Raw genomic sequence first — 21,254 nt, 5'->3', positions numbered from 1 at the left:
TGGTTAGAGCTCCACGGATTTTATTAAAATCCTGTGATTTCTAATCATAGCCCATAAAGCTATGATTAGATTTTATAATGTATTAATCCATCTGTACGTAATTGTATGGATAAAAATTAACAAAATGGAAAAAGAATTGATCATTAGATCTAGTTCCAACCAAGTTGATTTTGCCTTATTAAAAGATGGAAAACTTAGTGAATTACATAAGGATGAAGATAGTAACAACTTCTCTGTTGGCGACGTGTTTATCGCCAAAATAAGAAAAGCTGTTCCGGGTCTAAATGCCGCATTTGTGAATGTTGGCTATGAGAAAGATGCATTTTTGCATTATCATGATTTAGGACCTAAACTACCCTCTCTTTTGAAATTCACAAAAAGTGTAAGCACAGGTAAACTAAATGATTTTTCATTAAAAAATTTCCCATTTGAAAAAGATATTGATAAAAACGGAAGCATTGCTGACGTCATAAAATCAAATCAATCGTTACTAGTACAAATAGTAAAAGAACCAATATCTACAAAAGGCCCTAGAATAAGCTCAGAGCTTTCTATTGCTGGTAGATACATTGTTTTAGTACCTTTTTCTGATAGAATTTCTATTTCTCAAAAAATAGAAAGCAAAGAAGAAAAAGACAGACTAAAACGATTGGTTAAAAGCATCACTCCTAAAGGTTTCGGTGTAATAATACGTACAGTAGCAGAAGGCAAAAAAGTAGCTGAACTAGACAAGGATTTACAGAATTTGCTAGGTCGTTGGACCGCAATGTGTAAAAAGCTACATAAAGCCCACCATCCAAGTAAAGTATTAGGAGAGATGAACAAAGCCTCCTCTATTTTACGCGACATATTTAACGATTCCTTTACAGGGATTTATGTGGATGATGAAGAGCTTTACATTCAAATTAAAGATTACGTGCAAGAAATTGCACCTAATAAAGAATCAATAGTTAAATTGTATCAGTCAAACGTTCCAATATTTGAAAAATACGGAGTAGAAAGACAAATTAAAACCTCTTTTGGAAAAACTGTTTCCATGGCAAAAGGAGCTTATCTGGTTATAGAACATACCGAAGCACTTCATGTTGTAGATGTAAATAGTGGAAACCGCTCAAACAAAGCAAATTCTCAAGAGGATACAGCATTAGAAGTTAACTTAATAGCAGCATCAGAAATTGCCAGACAATTGCGACTTCGCGATATGGGTGGAATTATAGTTGTTGACTTTATTGACCTAAATACTGCTGAACACAGAAAAAAACTCTATAATCATTTACGAGATGAAATGAAAGATGATAGAGCAAAACACAAAATATTACCTCCAAGCAAGTTTGGATTGATACAAATTACCAGACAAAGAGTAAGACCAGAAATGAACATAAAAACTAGAGAGGAAAACCCGGATAGTTTACATGATGATTCTGAAGTAGAAGCACCAATTAGTATTGTGCCTAAAATTACTCATGACTTGGAACAACTATTGAAAAAAGACTATAAAAAGGTGACTTTAAACACACATCCTTTTATAGCAGCCTTCTTAACAAAAGGCTTTCCATCTATACGTTCAAAATGGTTTTTTGAACATAAAAAATGGGTGAAAATTTTACCAAGAGATGCTTACACATATCTAGAATATCATTTTTTTGACAAAGATGGTAATCAAATTAAATAATTAAAAAAGCCTTACTTTTTAAAAAGTAAGGCTTTTTTGGTTTTAAACATATTGTCATTGCACCATTAGACATTTTCTATAAAGAGTGAAATAAAAAACCATCTCGCTAGAGATGGTTTTAAACTATATGCTTAATGAATTTGTCTATTGTTGGTTTGGACCACCACTTACAATAATAAACTCACTACGTCTATTTAATTGGTGTTCTTCTTCAGTACACTTAGAGCCACAGTTAACTCGTAAGTCACTTTCTCCTTTTCCAACACCTGTTATTCTACTTGCATCAATTCCTTTCGAAATAACGTACTGTACAGTCGATTGCGCACGTCTGCTAGATAACTTTTCGTTGTATCTTGCCGAACCTCTATTATCTGTATGAGATTCTGCTAAAATAACCATCTCTGGGTATTTCTTCATTACAGCAACAAGCTTATCTAATTCAAAAGCTCCTTGTGCAGTTATATTAGACTTATCGAAGTCGAATAAGATTGGATTTAACACTACACGATCTTCAACAATAATTTTTTCGATTGGATCTAGTGGTAAAATTAATTCCATTGTCTCTTCTTTACTACCAGCAAAGTCTATGGAGTTACTTTCGAAATCTTCTAAACTACCTGCAATAAGCAGTGCATTTTCGCAAGGAACAGTATACGATACTTTTCCTTCTGCATTTGAAGTTTCTGTAGCAAGAACTTGTCCTTTTACATCTTTAATAGTAACTGTAACTCCTGCTAGTGGAGTATCTGTTTCGTTGTTTACAACTGTTGTAGTAACTAGAACATTACATGGTTTTAATCTTTTAACAGCATAAATATCATCGCTTCCTTGTCCACCTTCTCTGTTTGAAGAAACAAAACCTTCACCAGTTTCTTCGTTAATAGTAAATGCTAAATCATCTGAATTACTATTAATAGGAGCTCCAGCATTTACAACATCACCAGATGCTGTTGTATAGAATACATCTAATCCACCAAGTCCTAAATGACCATTAGAAGAGAAGTATAAAGTTCCGTTATCACTAATGAATGGGAACATTTCTTGTCCTTCTGTGTTTACTTTAGCTCCTAAATTTTCTGGGTCACCAAAAGAACCATCTGCATTTACAGTAGCCTTATAGATATCATATTTCCCAAAACCTCCAGGCATGTCGGAAGCAAAATATAATGTTTTACCATCAACACTTAAAGAAGGGTTTTTTACAGAATAAGAATCACTGTTAAAAGGAAGTGCTTTTACATTTTTCCAAGAGTCACCAGATTTAGTAGCTTTAAATAAATGAATGACACTAATTTTAGTTTTTGAATCTTCTATTTTCTCATAAACGCCATCATAGAAGCTTTCTCTTGAGAAATACATGGTGTTTCCATCTGGACTAAATGTTACAAGTCCTTCGTGATATTTTGTATTAATAGATCCTTTAACTGGCTCAGCTTCTGCATTATCTCCTTCTGAAACAGCAACTTGATAAATATCTAAGAAAGGCTCTTCATTCCATCCGTAAGTACGTCTTGCATTGTTTCTAGCAGAAGTGAAATATAATACACCATCTTTTAGAGTTCCTCCAAAATCTGAAGCTTCAGAGTTAAATCCTAAACTTTCTAGTTCGTATTTTTGAACTCCTTCTAAAATACCTGGAAGATAATCTTGATTTGCTAAAAATGCTTTAGCACGATCGTCTTTCGGATTCGCTTTAGCGAATTTATGCATCCATTGGTTAGACGCATCGTATTTCCCATTAGCTTTAAGCATTTGAGAATACTTATACATCATTTCTGCATCTTGAGAAGATTCTAAAGCTTTTGCATACCATTTCTCAGCTTCGGTAGTACTGAATATATTATAATTAGCTTCTGCTAATTTTGTATATACATAGGCATCGCCCTGACCTTTTTCAACCAGTTTGTTATAAGCTGCAATAGCTTCAACAAATTCAAATTTGTCAAAATGCTTATCTGCTGTTTGCGTATATTTATTTTGAGCAGTTATACTTAAGCTACTCAATAATAGTAATGTTATAAATATTTTTATTTTTTTCATTTTTATTTAGCTTAAGTGATTAGAAATAACGTGGTGAACGAGATACTTTTTTAGCAAAAGAAATATCGAAATTAACAAACACTTCGTGAGAGGAACTAGTAGTATAATTTAAATCTGATTGAATAGCGTCATATGCATATCCTATTCTTAGATTTGGTGTAACCATAAAGTTTACCATACCACTGAATGAATCTTCTAAACGATATCCAACACCTACTTCCACTAAATCATACATAAATACGTTGGCATTTACATCGAAACTTGTTGGAGCATCAAATGCAGTTTTTACTAAAGCATGCGGTTTTAATTTAAAGTTTTCTGATAAATCAAATACATATCCAGCCGCTGCAAATAAATGCTGCGTTTCAGAACCAATATTATATCCACCTGCATCTAAATGCGTAGCATTTAAAATATTTGGCATAGAAACTGAAACATAATACTTGTTTGGCTTATAAAAATAAACTCCTGCACCAATGTTAGGGGTAACCTCATTAATGTCCTGGAATAATTGGTCATCTGAATCTGTTAAAACTAAACCATTTAATCCTATATCATGAAATGTTGCACCTGCTTTTACTCCAAACGCTAACTTTGTTTCAACTCCTACTGGTAATGTATATGAGAAATCTGCATAAGCATTGGTTTCTCTTACCGGACCAACTTCGTCACTAATAAGAGACATTCCTAATCCAACCCTTTTTCCTACAGGGGAATGAATAGCAAGAGTACCTGTTTTTGGTGCTCCTTCTAAACCAACCCACTGACTTCTATATAGTAAACCTACAGCAAGTCCGTCGTAAGACCCAGCATAAGCTGGGTTTACAACGTTCATGTTATACATATACTGTGTGTACTGCGGATCTTGTTGTGCATGTATTTGTGCCACAAACAAGAATGCGAGAATTATATATAATTTTTTCATTTTAATTAGTTAGTTTTTAGTTTTCTCTATTTAAATATACCCAAGATGTTTTCGTCTTATTTCCGTCATATTCCATCACATAGAAATAAGTTCCAACTGGTAGTTCATCTCCATTGTCTGACTGACCATACCATTGGTTTGTATAGTTAGTTCTAGAGTAAACTTTTACACCATGTCTATTAAATATTTCTAAACGACTTACATTAAACTCAGTCAAGTCAAAAGTATCATTTCTACCATCACCGTTAGGAGATATTCCTTGAGGAATTTCAGGTAATTCACAATATTCCGTTGTAAACGACTCAGTAATTACTACTGGACATTCACCAGATGTAGTATATTCAATAGTATAAGTTGTATCAGATTCTCCTCCTGTAACTTCTCCCGTTTGTGCATTTACAGTAATTCCACTATCTGGAGAACTAAAAGTTCCTCCTGCATCACCAGTAATAGTAACGGTTGCTCCCTCACATGTTGGCATAAAATCAAAAGTTACTTGGAAGTCATCTGTAGTAAGAACAGTCACCGTTTCGGTTGTAACTGCAGGACAAGAATCTTCTCCTACGGTATAGTCAACATTATACATAGCGCCTGGAACTGCATTTGTAATTTCCCCAGTAGCTGCATCTATAGTTGCACCATCTGCTGGTTCAGGGTTGAAAGAGAATGTTCCTCCTGCATCACCTAAAATAGTTGCAGTTGCACCATCGCAGTTTGCTGTCATTTCAAAAGAAGCATCAAATGTAGATAGGTTTTCATAAGTAACTACAACATCATCAGATACCGTAGCTGTACCTCCTGTACATAACTCATAAGTTACTGCGAAAGAGTAAGTGGTTGTCTCACTTGGTGAAACCGTTACAGATTCCTCAGTACTAATCACAGTACCTTCTTCGTCTGTCCACTCTAAAGTATAGTTTGGAGTTCCTGAAGGAGAGAATCTATACGACTCTGGGCTATCAGGAGCTACGCTCCATACACCTGTATTACGACCTGGAGGCGATGCTGCCTGTGTATCATCTACACTTTGAATACCTACTACCGCAAGTCCGTCATTCCAAGCTGCACATGTAGGCTTTTCTAAAATATGAATATCAATATTATTAGAAGACTCATGTAAAATGATTTGACTTGTAGTTGTTAATCCAGTACAAGAAGAACCAAAATAACAAACCTCATTATAGTTTACTACGAACTGTCTGTAAGGAGCGGAACCTAATACTACATAATCAATACTACCACAAACTGAAGGGTCGATATCATGACCAACACCAAATATATTTCCTTGCGATATAGCATTATTAGTTGCATTTGGTAATGTAGAAACAGAACTTAAAGCCCAACTATTGTAGCCACCAGCATGCTCAACTTCAAAACTAACTACTCCGTTAGAACCTACAATTACTTGGTCATAAACACCACCGTAGAAACAGAAGTCAAATCCAAGATCAATTACCTCAGACCAAGTATCATCTACGTTTACACTTGTAGGAGTCGCTCCGTCAACTGGAGGAGTCGGACAAGTATCAATTGCATTTATCTCATAGTTTTCTGTGTCTTGACCATATAAATGGAAGTTACTTTCTAAAACAACCTCTGGCGTGTTACAGTCTACCGTAGCGTCTTCACCTGCAAACACAATAGAACATGGGTTTGGTGGAGGTGGACATATAAAGGATAATGGGTTACTTTCTATAATACAGTTAGGGTCATCTGCATTCGCAACAGTTACCACTACGTTTGTACTTGCTGGGTAAGGCCCCATAATTACAATCCCTGCTTCTGTAACAGTTTGAACGGCACTCCCTTGGTTATCTGTTAACTCAAGAGATGCTGCATCTCCCATATCTGTAATATTAACCTCTACTTCAAAAACTGGGTTATCTGGATCGGTATCACAGTCTCCATTAACCACATTAAATGTAGCTGTTTGAGGTAGACAAGTTAAACACCATACATCAAAATCCCAAGGAGTATATCCATTCGTTGAACAACTTCCAGAACCATCTGAAGTTATCATAACAGTTAATGAAGGACCGGTTGATGTAAACGTTAATCCTGCTAAGTTTCCGTTGTTACCATAGCCATTATATAGTTCTGAACCGTCAGAATCTAATACGATTAACTCATCCCAGTTGTTTTCAACTTGACCTGCGTTAAATTCTAGTACTAATGGGTTACCCGTTGAACTAGCAAAGTTAAATTCCATCGTATCATTAGGTGTATAACAGTAAGTTGTATTTACAGGACCTGCAGAACAATCAACAATGACATTCGGGTCATTTCTAATTGTAAAACTTTCTTCTGTACAGCCTGTTGCATCTCCGTTATCATTGTAAGGAACAATAGTTACATAAATAGTTTCAGAAAAAGGAAGTGTTCCTGGATCGTAAGTTGTTACGTTTCCTACATCTACTCCATTTAAAATATCAGATCCTCCTGGCGTAGTTCCTAAGGTTAGTTTATACCCAGTAACTAAAACAGAAGCTGCACTCCATGTAATATCGTCATTTTCATTTATATCTACAGCTCCATTAGCCGGAGAAATTAAAGATGCATTACAGTTTGGTAAAGCGGTTGTATCAACACAAGTTACATCAAAATCAACTGGAGTATATCCCCCTGTCTCACAACTTCCGGAACCATCTGCGTCAAAGAAAATATATAAATTACCACTGTTAGCTACGAAAGAGAAGCCAGCTAAGTTGTTATTTCCTACAATTCCATCGTTAGAATCATATAATAAGGTTCCTGTATTATCTGTACCGTCATAAATATATAAGTCATCCCAAGTATTTCCAGAAAAGTTGCTTTCCTCTAAAACACCAGCGTTAAAGAATATAGAAATAGGATCTCCGTTGGAAGAAGCAAACCAATACTCAATTATATCATTATTTGCATAACAAAAAGTTGTATTTATCACTTGAGAAGTATCACAATCTACAACTTGATTTGGATCATCTTTTACTGTAAAGCTTTCTTCAGTACATCCTTGCGCATCCCCGTTAGCATTGTAAGGAACAATAGTAACATATATAGTAGCACTGTAAGGTAAAACACCTGGATCATACGTTGTAACGTTACCTACATCAAATGCATCTAAAATATCCGTTCCACCTGGAGTAGTTCCTAAAGATAGCTTATAACCATCTACTAAAACAGAAGCTGCGCTCCATGTGATATCTTCATTTTCATTAACACCTACAGCTCCGTTTGCAGGAGTAATAAGGGAAGCGTTACAGTTTGGCAATGCAGTAGTATCTACACAAGAAACGTCAAAATCAATTGGATCTAATGCATTACTAGACTCACAGCTTGTAAATCCATCTGAATCTAAAACAATATATAAGTTCCCCGTATTTGAAACAACAGAAAGTCCTGCTAAGTTTCCTGTACCAACAATCCCGTCATCAGAATCATATAATAAGGTACCTGTATTATCAGTTCCGTCATAGATAAGTAAGTCATCCCAAGTATTTCCTGAAAAAGTACTTTCTTCTAAAGAACCTGCGTTAAAGAATATAGAAATAGGATCGCCATTTGAAGATGCAAACCAATATTCAATTATTTCATTATTACCGTAACAGAAAGTGGTATTGATAACCTGACCAGTATCACAGTCTACAATTTGATTTGGATCTGCTTTTACAGTAAAGCTCTCTTCTATACAACCGGAAGCTTGACCATTATCATTATAAGGTATAATAGTTACATAATATGTTTGATCGTAATCTAAAACTCCTGGGTTATAAGTTAAAACATCACCTACATCTACACCATTAAGAACATCTGTTCCTCCTGGTGTTGTACCCATATTAAGAATATATCCTGTCACAAAAACAGTTGCTGGTCTCCAAGTTAACACTGTATTTTCACTTACATCTACAGCTCCATTTATAGGAGTTGTTAAACTTGCATTACAGTTAGGTAAAGCAGTTGTATCTAAACAATATACATCAAAATTCCATGGATTATTAGTACAGCTAATCCCAGAACCATCTGAAGTCACCCCTACCGTAATAGTATCACCAGAAGACACAAACATCAATCCGGAAAGATCTCCTCCATCACCATATCCTGTATAAATATTAGTTCCATCGGAATCTGTTATAATTAACTCGTCCCAGTTGTTCTCCGTACTACCTGAATTGAAGAATACCACAAGTGGTGCACCATCAGAACTTTGGAAGCTAAATGTTGTTGTATCATTATTTGAATAACAATAAACAGTATTAATAGGAATACCACTCGCACAATCTACTGGCGCATTTGGATCTGCCCCTGTAGTAAAGGAGGTTTCTTGACAACCTATTGCGTCTCCATTATCATTATACGGAGTTACTCTTACATAATATACAGTAGAATACTCTAATGTTGGTAAATCATAAGTAGTAGATTGACCTACATCCACATTATCAAGTAGTTCAGAACCACCTGCAGTTGTCCCTACAGATAATCTATATCCTGAAGGAATTCCTGTAGCTGCTTGCCAGCTTAAGTTTTCATTAATATCAACTCCGGTAGCACCGTTAGCTGGATTAATAATGGCTGAACAAGAAGGTGGATCTACCACAACCTGCGAAGCAGTTACATTATCTACATAGAAATAATAATTTCCTGAATAGAAAACATTTTCAAATTTTATTTTCACATCCGAACCTGTAGGTAATTCAGCAGCAGGTACTACAAAGCTTATGTTTGAACACTCGCTTGATGTTTGATGATTTGAATCATCTAAACTACCAACGGCAGTCCATGCTCCACCATCATCGGTTGAAAAATAAACATTAAATTCTCCCCATCCTGGAGGAGTTGGATCTACTGCTGCAGACCAATCAACAATCTTATAATCAAAAGCAATTGTTAAATCTGTTCCATTGGACTCTCCAGTAATATTTGGAGAAACTAATTCAGCAGACATGTTAGAGTCACTTAAGTTCGATCTAAGTGAAACAACACTACATGGTTCAAACACAGATCCGGCATATCCACTACCTGTCCATCCTGGAGGCAATGTTAAACCAGCGTCAAAATTTTCTACTAAACCTATTTGAGAATAGCCTATCAAAGCCATCAACCCAAATATAAGAGAAAGAGTAATTTTTTTCATTTTACAGGTTAAAGTTAGTTGTTAATTAATGTAACAACCTGCTAAGCAAGTCACTACAATGGTTTATTCTATTTATTTAGTTTAATTCCCTGCCAAGTTAGGGATTTTAATTAAAAATCCAAAGTATAAAAAAAGATATTGTTAAGTAAATTAACAAATGTTTACTAGTCTAAACACTCTTTATATCGATAAAATACACTTTCTTTTAACAGTTCCCTTTTAAGTGTTAAACTTATGTTGCAGGATTCGGATTTAAATCATGAATCTCCTTAATCTTGGAAAGTATATTTTTATTCAAACTAAGATTTATACTTTCAATATTTTCTTTTAACTGCTCCATAGTAGTTGCTCCTATAATAGTACTGGTTACAAATGGTTGCTGACTAACAAAAGCCAATGCCATTTGTGCCGCACTCAGACCATGGTCTTCTGCTAGTTGCACATACTTACTTGCTGCTTCTGTACAGGAAGCACTACTATATCTTGAATAACGAGAAAACAGGTTTAGCCTAGAGTATTCTGTATCTGTTCCTTTTATATATTTTCCGGATAGAACACCAAAAGCCATAGGCGAATAGGCTAACAACCCAATATTCTCTCGCATGGAAATCTCGGCCAAATCTCCTTCAAAAGTTCGATTCAATAATGAATATGCATTTTGAATGGTTATCATTCTAGGCAAATGATGGTACTTTGCTTCTTCTAAATAACGCATGGTAGCCCAAGCCTTTTCATTAGATATTCCTATCTGGCGAACCTTCCCTTCTTTTATAATTCTATCAAAGGTATAAAGTATTTCATGAAAATTATCCTGCCAAACCTCCTCCGAATCATGGTCATAATCACGAATTCCAAAAGTGTTTGTTTGCCTTTCTGGCCAATGCAATTGATACAAGTCTATATAATCGGTTTGCAGTCTTTCTAAACTTTTATCTACCGCATCTTTTAAAGCCGAAGGACGAAAACCATTGGTTCTTATATGCGCAGTATAGTCACCAGGACCAGCAATTTTAGATGCCAAGACTACCTTGTCTCTATTTCCAGTTTTTTTAAACCAATTTCCTATTATACGCTCCGTATCTGCATAACGTTCTTCGGTTGCAGGAACCGGATAAAGCTCTGCTGTGTCAAAAAAGTTTATCCCTTGATCTAAGGCATAGTCCATTTGCTCGAAACCTTCCTCTTGGGTGTTTTGACGCCCCCAAGTCATGGTTCCCAAACAAAGTTTACTTACTTTAATATCGGTATTAGGTAGTCTGGTATATTTCATCTTTATCTCCCTACAAAAGCAGAAATGTCTTTTTTAATTAAACTACTTTTTGCTAAATGACATAAAAGTAGTTTTTATAGTATTAAATATCCTGTAAGAGCTTAGTAACCTCATCTAATTTTGGCGTTAGAATAACCTCAATTCTTCGGTTTTTTGCTTTTCCTTCTGCTGTTTCATTAGAAGCTATAGGAGCAAACTCTCCTCTTCCTGCTGCAGTTAAGTTTTCTGGATGAATAGCATTATTTTCTCTTAGAATATTTACAATTGCCGTAGCTCTTTTTGTTGATAAATCCCAGTTACTAGAAATCGGACCAGTTCCGGTATATGGTACATTATCTGTATGCCCTTCAATTAAAACAGCAATTTCAGGATTATCACCTAAAACACTTCCTAATTGTTGTACTGCTTTTTTTCCTTGCACACCAACAGCCCAACTACCGGATTGAAATAAAAGTTTGTTTTCCATAGAAACATAAACCTTTCCGTCTCGTTGTACTACCGTTAATCCCTTCCCTTCAAAATCGGTTAAAGCTCTTGAAATTGCGTTTTTCAACGTGGTCATTGCAGCATCTTTTACAGCAATCAAATTTTCTAATTCCTCTACCCTGTTTGAACGTTGCTCTAATTCGTTTTTTAACTTATTTAGTCTAGCGTTTTCTGTTTCTAAAGCTTGCTCTTTCGCTTCTAATTGTGCTAATAATTCTCTGTTTTTCTTAGAGTTTGCCGCTAAAGAAGCAGAGCTATTTTGCTCTAATGCATCATAAGAAGCCTTAAGTGCTTCTAAATTAGTTTTAACCGCATTATAATCTGCTTGCAATCTATCTCTTTCTGCTATTGCTGCATCATAATCGTTTTTAAGAGCTGCAAAATCATTTTCTGTTTTATTATTTGCTCCTAAAAGGGATTCATTATCATCAGAAAGTTTTCTGTTTTCTTTTTTTAAGGCAGCATATTTGCTTTCTAAGTCTTTATATACTTTTGGCGAAACGCAAGATGATAGTAGTATGGTGGTAAGTACTGCGGTTAAGAGGATGTTTTTCATGTTGTATTTGGGTTTATTTTTCTTTTTCTACTAAAAATTAATGCTTAAGCTTCTATTTCAACTAAAACCGGACAATGATCACTATGTACAGCTTCTTGTAAAATAACGCTTCGTTTTATCTTTTCTTTTAAAGGTTCTGAAACCATGGTATAATCTAGACGCCAACCTTTATTATTGGCTCTTGCGTTTGCACGATAACTCCACCAACTATATTCTTGTTTGCTTGGATGTAAATAACGAAATGCATCTATAAATCCGCTTTCAATAAAATCTCCAATCCATTCTCTCTCTACAGGAAGGAAACCAGAAACTCCTTTCATTTTCGGGTTGTGAATATCTATTTCTTCATGACAAATATTATAGTCACCACATATGACAAGATTAGGAAGATCCTTTTTAAGATGGTTTACATATTCCTGAAACATATCCATATAATCTAACTTATGTTGCAACCTAGCATCATTAGTTCCTGAAGGTAAATACAAACTCATTACCGAAACAGTATCATAATCCACACGAATATTTCGACCTTCAAAATCCATAGATTCTATTCCTGTACCGTATTCTATATGATTTGGTTCGGTTTTACACAAAATAGCAACGCCGCTATACCCTTTTTTTTCTGCAGAAAACCAGTAATTGTAGGCGTAACCGGCTTCCTCAAAAAGTGTTAAATCCAACTGCTCCTTCATGGCTTTTATTTCCTGTAAACAAAGCACATCTGGGTTTGCTGCTTTTAACCAATCGATAAAGCCTTTATTAATTGCGGCACGAATTCCGTTTACATTGTAAGAGATTATTTTCAAGATTTTCTATTTTAGAATTTATATGTTTTAGCTAAAATAAATAATGCTTTACATTTACACTATATTTTTAAACCCTTTTAACAAAAACTATCCATAAAATAATTTAGACAATTTGTAGTTTAAGTAATGCATGAAGTATCTATATTTTCTTTTTATGTTTTTTATTGGTTTTGCTGCTTCTGCTCAAGACCAAGACTCTAATTATAAAACAAAAAAGATTGCTGTACAGGATAGCATTACTATAGATAGCCTAAGCATTAATGCTGCTTACTTTTCTATCAGAAAAAAAGACAATACTATAATAGACTCTAGTTACTACGATATTGATTTTGCCAAAGCGCTTTTAACTTTTAAAAAACCTATTGCTACCGATTCGATTATAGTTAATTATCTAAAGTATCCAGAATTCTTAACAAAAACTTATAAGCAGTTAGACGAAAATATTATTGTTGAAAACACCGAAAACCAACAACAACTTTTCAAAATAAAACAGTCTAGAATAGAAAACACCTTCACTCCTTTTGATGGACTAAGCACCTCCGGAAGCATCTCCCGAGGAGTTATTATTGGTAATAACCAAAACTCGGTTTTAAATAGCGAATTAGATTTGCAAATCACCGGAAAACTAAACGAAAAGGTTTCACTACGAGCTTCTATTCAAGATGCTAATATTCCTTTACAAGAAAGCGGATATTCACAGCGACTAGACGAATTTGATCAAGTATTCATCGAACTTTTTAGTGATAACTGGAAAATTAGAGCCGGAGATGTAGATCTTCAAAACACCCAAACCGCTTTTGCTAATTTCTCAAAACGAGTACAAGGCTTGGCTCTTAATGCAACTTTAAACCATTCCGATTCTAAAACAAATGTTTTCGCATCTGGCGCTATTGTTAGAGGGCAGTTTACCTCAAGCCAATTCACCGCCCAAGAAGGAAATCAAGGTCCATACAAACTAAGAGGCCCTAACAATGAGCTTTATGTGCTTGTAGTTTCAGGAAGTGAAACGGTTTACGTGAACGGAATCGCTCTAGAACGAGGGGAAAACAAGGATTATATTATAAACTACAACGCAGGAGAAATTATTTTCAACGCCACTTTCCCCATAACTAGCGAAATGCGAATTACTGTAGATTACCAATATAGCGAAAGAAACTACTCCAGATTAGTGGTTTTTGGCGGAAGCAATTACGAAAGCGAGAAACTAAATCTAGGCTTTTCTGTTTATAGTGAGAATGACGCAAAAAACAATCCACTGCAACAAAACCTTTCTACAGAACAAGTAGAAATTCTTGCAAATGCAGGAGATGACCCATCGCTTATGACAGCTCCTTCTGCTACTCCCGAAACTTATAACGAAAATAGAATTCTGTATAAAAAAGAAATAATAAACGGCGTGGAAGCTTTTGTTTTTTCAAACGATCCAAGCGACGAATTATACAGCGTAAATTTTTCCTTAGTTGGCGAAAATCAAGGAAACTACATCGTTAGCAGTATTAATGCGATAAACACCATATATGAATATGTTGAACCTATAGCTGGAATTCCGCAAGGAAAATACGAACCTATCGTAAAACTTGTTGCTCCAAACAAATTACAGTTAGCCGTTTTAAACGGAAGCTATGCACCTACCGAAAAAACAAATATCGGATTCGAATTTGCAGGGAGTAAAAACGATTTAAACTTATTTTCAAATTTAGATGATAAGGATAACGACGGATATGCTGCAAAAATAAAGCTAGAACAGACAATTATAAAAAATGACAGCACTTGGAATGTAAAGACATTTGCTGATGCTAATTATATTCAAGAAAACTTCAGAACCATTGAACGTTTGTATAATGCCGAGTTTATTCGCGACTGGAATATAGAGCAACCTACCAACAATCAAAATGTAATTAACAACGGAAATCAAACGCTTTTTGCTTCTGGAATTCAAGCTTCTCACTCCAAAAAAGGGATAGCTAAATACCAGTTTGAGTATTTAAATTATTCTGAAAATTTTAATGGAAGCAGACATATTCTATTTAGCGATTTACAATTAAAAAAATGGCATATCCTCTCCAATTCTAGTGTATTAAACGCTACATCAAATATGAATAACTCTAAATTCATCCGAAGCTATAATCGCATAACCTATAGTTTAAAAAATGCTTGGCTTGGAACAAGATTGGCTTTAGAGGATAACGAGCAAAAAAACAAAGAAACAGATGCTTTTTCAGCACTAAGCCAACGATACAAATCATATGAGCTATTTACTGGAATTGGAGACAGCACCAAGGTTTTTGCCGAAATAGGTTACAAACACCGAGTAAATGACAGTTTAGTTTCAAATAATTTACAAAAGGTAAATACCTCAAATACCTATTATATAGATTCTAGAATTATTCAAAACAACAACACGAATTTATCTCTTTACGCGAATTACCGAACACTAAATAACGTAGACGAAAATATAGATACCGAAGAATCTTTAAACTCTAGACTGCAATTCAGTCAGAAATTATTCCATCAAATGCTCCATTGGAATACCGTTTACGAAACCAACTCTGGAACCTTAGCTCAACAAGAATTCACTTACGTAGAAGTAGAAGCTGGTCAAGGAGCCTATACATGGATTGATTACAATAATAATGGCATTCAGGAATTAGAAGAGTTTGAAATCGCACAGTTTGCAGATCAAGGAACCTATATAAGAGTATTACTTCCTAATCAAGTATTTGTAAAAACCCACCAAAACCGATTTAGCCAAACACTAACTTTAAATCCACAACAATGGTCAAGCTCCGAAAACGAATTTAAAAAAGTACTATCGCACTTTTATAGTCAAACTTCCTATTTAGTAGACAGAAAACAAAAACGCGAAGGAACAGCTTTCAACCTAAACCCTTTTAAAGATGATGTAGACAAACGACTTGGTCTGCAATCTAGTTTTAGAACCGTTTTATTCTTCAACAGAGGGAAGCAGCATTATACTTCTTCCTATACTTTTTTAACAAACGATTCTAGAAACCTGCTTTCCATTGGTTCTTTAGAAGCTATTTCTAAAAGTCACCAATTACTATTCACGCACAAATTTGCAAGCAATTGGTTGGCTAATCTGCAAACCAACTTTAATACCAACGAATCTAAAAGCGAAAACTACACAAGCAAAAACTACTTGATTGAAGAATCGCAATTCCACCCAAAACTGTCGTATTTACTTAACGACAATGTGCGCTTCGATGTGTATTACCAATACACGAATAAAGCTAATACCATTGCTAGTTTTGAAAGTTTAGAACAGCAGAAATACGGAGTTTCTTTCTCCTTTTCCAATAAACAACAAATGGCTGTTTCGGGAGAAATAAATTACTTTGCAAATGATTTCGAAGGAAATGCAAACTCCCCGGTAGCATATCAAATGCTTGAAGGATTACAACCTGGGAAGAACTTCACTTGGACATTATTAGCACAAAAAAAATTAACAAAATACCTAGACTTAAACCTGAGCTATTTTGGGAGAAACACAGAAACCAGCAAAACTATTCATACCGGAAACATACAACTGAAAGCTTATTTTTGATAGCTGATAAATATCACCTTTATCCAGTTTATTTTTAATAACTTTGTAAAAATGCAAAACCTATTTTCCATATCCTTTTCTATTTTAATACTTATACAAAGTATTAATATTGGCGTGGAAGATATTTCAAGAATCAACACTCTAATCGAGCATGCAGTTTATCACCAAGAAACCTACGGAGATTCTTTTTTTGAATTTTTAGTAGAACATTATGGAGACACAGACGAAGCCCATGACGCTAAACATGAAGAGCACGAGGACCTTCCTTTTAAACATCACAACAAAAACTGTATTCACATAAGTACTGCATTTACTTTTGAATCTATAGAATACCAATTCAACCACTTACCTTTTATAGAAATTCCTTTTAATTTCTTTTACAAAGAAGGCATTTCATCTTTTGAAAAACCTAGTATTTTTCAACCACCTAGATTCGCATAATTTCCTTCAAAATTTATTAAAGTAAGCCCTATTCTATTGGGATTATCCTATTAATTTTTCATACGAATTATGTTAGAACACATTATAAAATTTAGCTTAAAAAACAAGCTGATAATTTTCCTCTTTACAGCATTAATTATAGGTTTCGGAATACTTTCCTTAACAAAAATTTCTATTGGCGCTGTACCAGACATTACCAACAACCAAGTACAAGTAATAACAACTTCTAGAAACCTATCTACACAAGATGTAGAACAGTTTATCACTTATCCAGTAGAGCTAGAAATGGCAAACTTACCAGGAGTTGTTGCAATTAGATCTATTTCAAAATTCGGACTATCAGTAGTTACAATCGTTTTTGAAGACGATATGGGTACCTACCTGCCAAGGCAATTAATTGCTGAAAAAATAAAAATGGCTTCAGAGAAAATCCCAGATGGTTTTGGTGAGCCAGAAATGGGTCCGATAACCACCGGGTTGGGAGAAATATACCAATACATTCTTGACGTAAAGCCAGGATATGAAGACAAATATTCCATTACCGAACTACGTACCATTCAAGATTGGATTGTAAAACGACAACTTTCTGGAATACCAGGCGTAGTAGAAGTAAACACTTGGGGAGGTTTTTTAAAACAATACGAAGTTGCCATTAACCCAAACAAACTAAATGCCATGCAAATTTCTATTGCGGAAGTGTACACCGCTTTAGAAAAAAACAATAGTGTTGCCGGAGGTGGGTATATAGAAAAAAATGACAAAGCGTTTTTTATTCGTGGAGAAGGTTTAGTGGGTTCTTTACAGGACATTGAAAATATAGTTGTAAAAAATGACGGCGCTCCTATTTATATTAAAGATGTAGCTGAAGTTGGTTTTGGAAGCGCAACAAGGTTTGGAGCTATTACTGGAAATGGAGAAGGCGAAAAAGTTCTTGGCCAAATCATGATGTTGAAAGACGGAAACTCCAAAAAAATTATTGATGCTGTAAAAGAACGAGTAGCTTCCATTCAAAATACTTTACCCGAAGGTGTTTATATCAATGCCTTTTTAGAACGTAGCGAACTTATAAACAAAACAACTTATACCGTTGCCGAAAACCTCATCTTAGGTTCCCTAATCGTGATTTTTGTAGTGGTCTTACTTCTAGGAAACTGGCGCTCTGGACTGGTAGTTGCTTCGGTTATTCCTTTAAGTTTATTGTTTGCCATTATCCTTATGAATCTTTTTGGTGTAGATGCCAATCTTATGAGTTTAGGGGCTATCGACTTCGGAATTATCATTGATGGTGCGGTTATTATTGTCGAGTTTATTGCCTTTCAAATCATGACAAAAACCTCTCATATCTCTGGTTTAAAGAAACATGAAAAACAAGCAGAAATTGACAAAATAACGATAAAAAGTGCTTCAAAAATGATGAATTCGGCCATTTTCGGGCAATTAATCATTCTTATTGTATTTATTCCTATTCTTTCATTAAGTGATATAGAAGGGAAAATGTTTAAACCTATGGCAATGACATTTAGTTTCGCTTTAATCGGAGCTATGATTCTTTGTTTAACCTATGTTCCGGTGGTTTCTTCTTTGTTTTTAAAACCTGTAAAACAATCGCCAAAGAACATTTCTGTTAGGCTAATGAAATTTTTAAACAAAGGCTACCAACCAATCATTAATTGGGCTTTATCTAACAAAAAAATTGTTGTGACGCTTTCTGTTATTCTATTAGCTTCAAGTGTTTGGATTTTCAACAGAATGGGTGGCGAGTTTGTTCCTACCTTAGATGAAGGGGATTTTGTTATTCAACCTGTTTTAAAAACAGGAACTTCTTTAAGTAAGACTATGGATATCACAACAAGAATAGAACAAGTTCTATTAGACAATTTCCCTGAAGTAGAACAAGTGGTTACTCGTATTGGAGCGGCAGAAGTTCCTACAGACCCAATGTCTATGGAGGAGAGTGATGTGATTATTAAATTAATTCCTAAAAAAGAATGGACCTCAGCAAGTAGTAAAGACGAGCTAGCAGACAAATTTAAAGAAGCGCTTGCAGTTATTCCTGGAATGGAAGTAGAATTTACACAGCCCATAGAAATGCGTTTTAACGAATTAGTTACTGGTGTTCGTGCTGACGTAGCTATTAAAATTTTTGGAGAAGATTTATCAGTTTTAGCCAATAAGGCAGATGAAATTAGAAACCTAATAAAAGATGTAGAAGGAGCAGCAGATATTTCGGTAGAAAAAGTAGAAGGCTTACCACAAATGAGCGTAAACTTTAATAGAAGCAAAATTGCGCGATACGGTTTAAATATTTCCGATTTAAACGAAATGATTTCCATGGGATTCGCAGGAGCAACCATAGGAAATGTGTTTGAGGGAGAAAAGCGTTTTGACTTGGTAATGCGCCTACAAGAAAACAATAGAAAAAACCTAGAAAGCCTTCAAAACTTATATGTAGATACTCCAAACGGAAGCAAAATACCCTTAAGCGAATTAGCGGAAATAAGCTATACAACCGGTCCTGCACAAATTTCAAGAGACGATACTAAAAGACGAATTGTTGTTGGAGTAAACGTAAGAAATAGAGATTTACAATCTGTTGTTCACGACGTGCAAGCAATTCTTGACAAAAACCTGAAACTTCCGGTAGGATATAGCATTACCTATGGCGGACAATTTGAAAACTTACAAAGTGCAAAAGACAGATTATTAATTGTAGTACCTATTGCATTAATTTTAATCTTTTTATTACTCTATTTCGCCTTTAACTCGGTAAAAGAAGCACTATTAGTTTATTCCGCAATCCCTTTAGCTGCAGTTGGTGGGATATTATTATTATGGTTCCGTGATTTACCTTTTAGTATTTCGGCAGGTGTTGGCTTTATTGCTCTTTTCGGAATTGCAGTGCTTAACGGAATTGTTCTTATAGAACATTTTAAGGAACTAAAATCACAGGGAATAAACAATATAGAAGAACGTGTAAAACGCGCTACTAGCGAAAGACTAAGACCAGTACTACTAACTGCTTCTGCAGCAGCATTAGGTTTTTTACCTATGGCAGTTTCAACCAATGCTGGGGCCGAGGTACAAAGACCCCTAGCCACAGTAGTTATTGGCGGCTTGATAAGTGCCACCATTTTAACCCTAGTAGTATTACCTGTTCTATACGCTTGGTTTGAAAAGAAAAACGAAAATAAAATGAATAAAACAAACATACTATCCATCCTCATTTTAGCCTTTACTTTTAACCTACACGCCCAACAAGCGCCGTTAACAGCAGAGCAAACATTGGCACTTGCATTAGAAAATAATGCAGGCTTAAAAGCGCAGAAATTAAAAGTAAAAGAAGCGAGTCAAAACATCGCAACAGCTTTTAGCTTCGATAAAACCCATGTGTATTATAATTATGATGAAGCTAATTTGGGTTCCAACAACAAACCAATGGATGTATTTGGTATTTCGCAAGACTTTAAATTTCCAACTGCTTATTTTGCAGAGAAAAAAGTAAACGAAACCAAAAAACAACTAGAAAGCACCAATTATATTATTAAAGAAAAGGAGCTTACACGGGAGGTTTACGCCAAGTACTATCAATTAAATTATGCGAAAAACAAAGCAAAAACATTTAAGTACTTAGATAGTCTATACCAAGATTTTGCAAAAAAATCGAATCGTCGTTTTGAACTTGGGGAAACCAATTACCTAGAAATGATAACTGCAAAATCGAAACAAAAACAATTACAAACGGCATATAAACAAATACAACAGGAAGTTGTTATTAGCAAAGAGCAACTACTAAAAGTAGTACAAGCAGACAGTGTTTCTATTGTTGATACTCCCTTAGAAAAACTAGAGTTAACAACTATCAATATAGCCGAAAACGAAGGTTTAAAATATTTTGAACAGACTAAAAAAATGTATGAAGCTGCTACCAAAATGGAAAAACAAAACCTGTTCCCAGATCTAACAGCAGAATATTTTCAAGGAAAAGACAAAGGTTTAATCCAAACAGTTTCTGGCTACCAAATCGGATTGAAAATTCCTTTGTTATTTGGCGGACAAAACGCAAAAATAAAAGCTTCAAAAATTGCTTCAGAAGTATTACAAGAACAAGAATTAGATTATAAAGCAGGTCTAACCGCAGAATATAATTCTTTAATGGCTAGGCTTCAGCAATACGAAGCAGCAATAAACTATTATGAAATACAAGGAAAAAATCTTTCCGAAGAAATTATAGAAACTGCCAACAGAACTTTTAAAGAAGGAGAAATAGATTTCTTCCAATACATACAGAGTATAGAAACTGCTAAAGAAATTCAACTAGAATATTTAGATAATTTAAATCTATACAACCAAACCATCATCCATATCAACTATTTAATTTTATAA

The 21,254-nt window shown here is 34.8% G+C and carries 10 protein-coding genes; 4 read left to right on the top strand and 6 right to left on the bottom strand.

The features are described 5' to 3' along the window. Nucleotides 1-124 precede the first annotated feature (124 nt). Nucleotides 125-1,672, top strand: coding sequence for an Rne/Rng family ribonuclease (locus DU428_RS04000; protein WP_072347389.1), 1,548 nt, complete (start codon nucleotides 125-127; stop codon nucleotides 1,670-1,672). A gap of 144 nt (nucleotides 1,673-1,816) precedes the next feature. Here the strand turns inward: DU428_RS04000 and DU428_RS03995 are convergent, their stop codons facing one another. The 6 genes from DU428_RS03995 to DU428_RS03970 form a co-directional block, all read right to left on the bottom strand. Next, nucleotides 1,817-3,712: an OmpA family protein gene (locus DU428_RS03995; RefSeq protein WP_113965851.1), complete on the bottom strand. Its 1,896-nt coding sequence runs from the start codon at nucleotides 3,710-3,712 to the stop codon at nucleotides 1,817-1,819. A 19-nt stretch (nucleotides 3,713-3,731) separates the two neighbouring features. Next, entirely contained in the window at nucleotides 3,732-4,637 is a 906-nt protein-coding gene (locus DU428_RS03990) for a PorP/SprF family type IX secretion system membrane protein (protein ID WP_072347393.1), read from the bottom strand. Nucleotides 4,638-4,653: 16 nt separating this feature from the next. After that, a complete protein-coding gene (locus tag DU428_RS13370) occupies nucleotides 4,654-9,747 on the bottom strand; it encodes a T9SS type B sorting domain-containing protein (RefSeq protein ID WP_165839143.1) in 5,094 nt (1,697 codons plus the stop codon). A gap of 232 nt (nucleotides 9,748-9,979) precedes the next feature. Beyond that, a complete protein-coding gene (locus DU428_RS03980; RefSeq protein ID WP_072347398.1) occupies nucleotides 9,980-11,017 on the bottom strand; it encodes an aldo/keto reductase in 1,038 nt (345 codons plus the stop codon). An 82-nt stretch (nucleotides 11,018-11,099) separates the two neighbouring features. Further along, entirely contained in the window at nucleotides 11,100-12,059 is a 960-nt protein-coding gene (locus DU428_RS03975; RefSeq protein ID WP_113965850.1) for an OmpA family protein, read from the bottom strand. A gap of 44 nt (nucleotides 12,060-12,103) precedes the next feature. Continuing rightward, nucleotides 12,104-12,865 (bottom strand): exodeoxyribonuclease III, encoded by a 762-nt coding sequence (locus DU428_RS03970; protein ID WP_072347402.1) that lies wholly within the window; start codon nucleotides 12,863-12,865, stop codon nucleotides 12,104-12,106. Between the two features lie 130 nt (nucleotides 12,866-12,995). On the opposite strand from DU428_RS03970, the gene DU428_RS03965 reads away from it, so the two are divergent. The 3 genes from DU428_RS03965 to DU428_RS03955 all read left to right on the top strand — a co-directional run bounded on the left by DU428_RS03965 (nucleotide 12,996) and on the right by DU428_RS03955 (nucleotide 21,254). Continuing rightward, entirely contained in the window at nucleotides 12,996-16,430 is a 3,435-nt protein-coding gene (locus DU428_RS03965; protein ID WP_113965849.1) for a hypothetical protein, read from the top strand. Between the two features lie 51 nt (nucleotides 16,431-16,481). Further along, on the top strand, nucleotides 16,482-16,871 hold the full coding sequence (locus DU428_RS03960; protein ID WP_113965848.1) for a hypothetical protein: 390 nt from the start codon (nucleotides 16,482-16,484) through the stop codon (nucleotides 16,869-16,871). A 69-nt stretch (nucleotides 16,872-16,940) separates the two neighbouring features. Continuing rightward, a complete protein-coding gene (locus DU428_RS03955; protein ID WP_113965847.1) occupies nucleotides 16,941-21,254 on the top strand; it encodes a CusA/CzcA family heavy metal efflux RND transporter in 4,314 nt (1,437 codons plus the stop codon).

The sequence above is a fragment of the Oceanihabitans sediminis genome (assembly GCF_003337215.1).
GTDB lineage: Bacteria > Bacteroidota > Bacteroidia > Flavobacteriales > Flavobacteriaceae > Oceanihabitans > Oceanihabitans sediminis.
This window is presented reverse-complemented; position numbering and strand designations above follow the sequence as displayed.

Coding starts and splice junctions, on each gene's coding strand:
- DU428_RS04000 (WP_072347389.1), top strand. CDS start 125: ATGGAAAAAGAATTGATCATTAGATCTAGTTCCAACCAAGTTGATTTT.
- DU428_RS03995 (WP_113965851.1), bottom strand. CDS start 3,712: ATGAAAAAAATAAAAATATTTATAACATTACTATTATTGAGTAGCTTA.
- DU428_RS03990 (WP_072347393.1), bottom strand. CDS start 4,637: ATGAAAAAATTATATATAATTCTCGCATTCTTGTTTGTGGCACAAATA.
- DU428_RS13370 (WP_165839143.1), bottom strand. CDS start 9,747: ATGAAAAAAATTACTCTTTCTCTTATATTTGGGTTGATGGCTTTGATA.
- DU428_RS03980 (WP_072347398.1), bottom strand. CDS start 11,017: ATGAAATATACCAGACTACCTAATACCGATATTAAAGTAAGTAAACTT.
- DU428_RS03975 (WP_113965850.1), bottom strand. CDS start 12,059: ATGAAAAACATCCTCTTAACCGCAGTACTTACCACCATACTACTATCA.
- DU428_RS03965 (WP_113965849.1), top strand. CDS start 12,996: ATGAAGTATCTATATTTTCTTTTTATGTTTTTTATTGGTTTTGCTGCT.
- DU428_RS03960 (WP_113965848.1), top strand. CDS start 16,482: ATGCAAAACCTATTTTCCATATCCTTTTCTATTTTAATACTTATACAA.
- DU428_RS03955 (WP_113965847.1), top strand. CDS start 16,941: ATGTTAGAACACATTATAAAATTTAGCTTAAAAAACAAGCTGATAATT.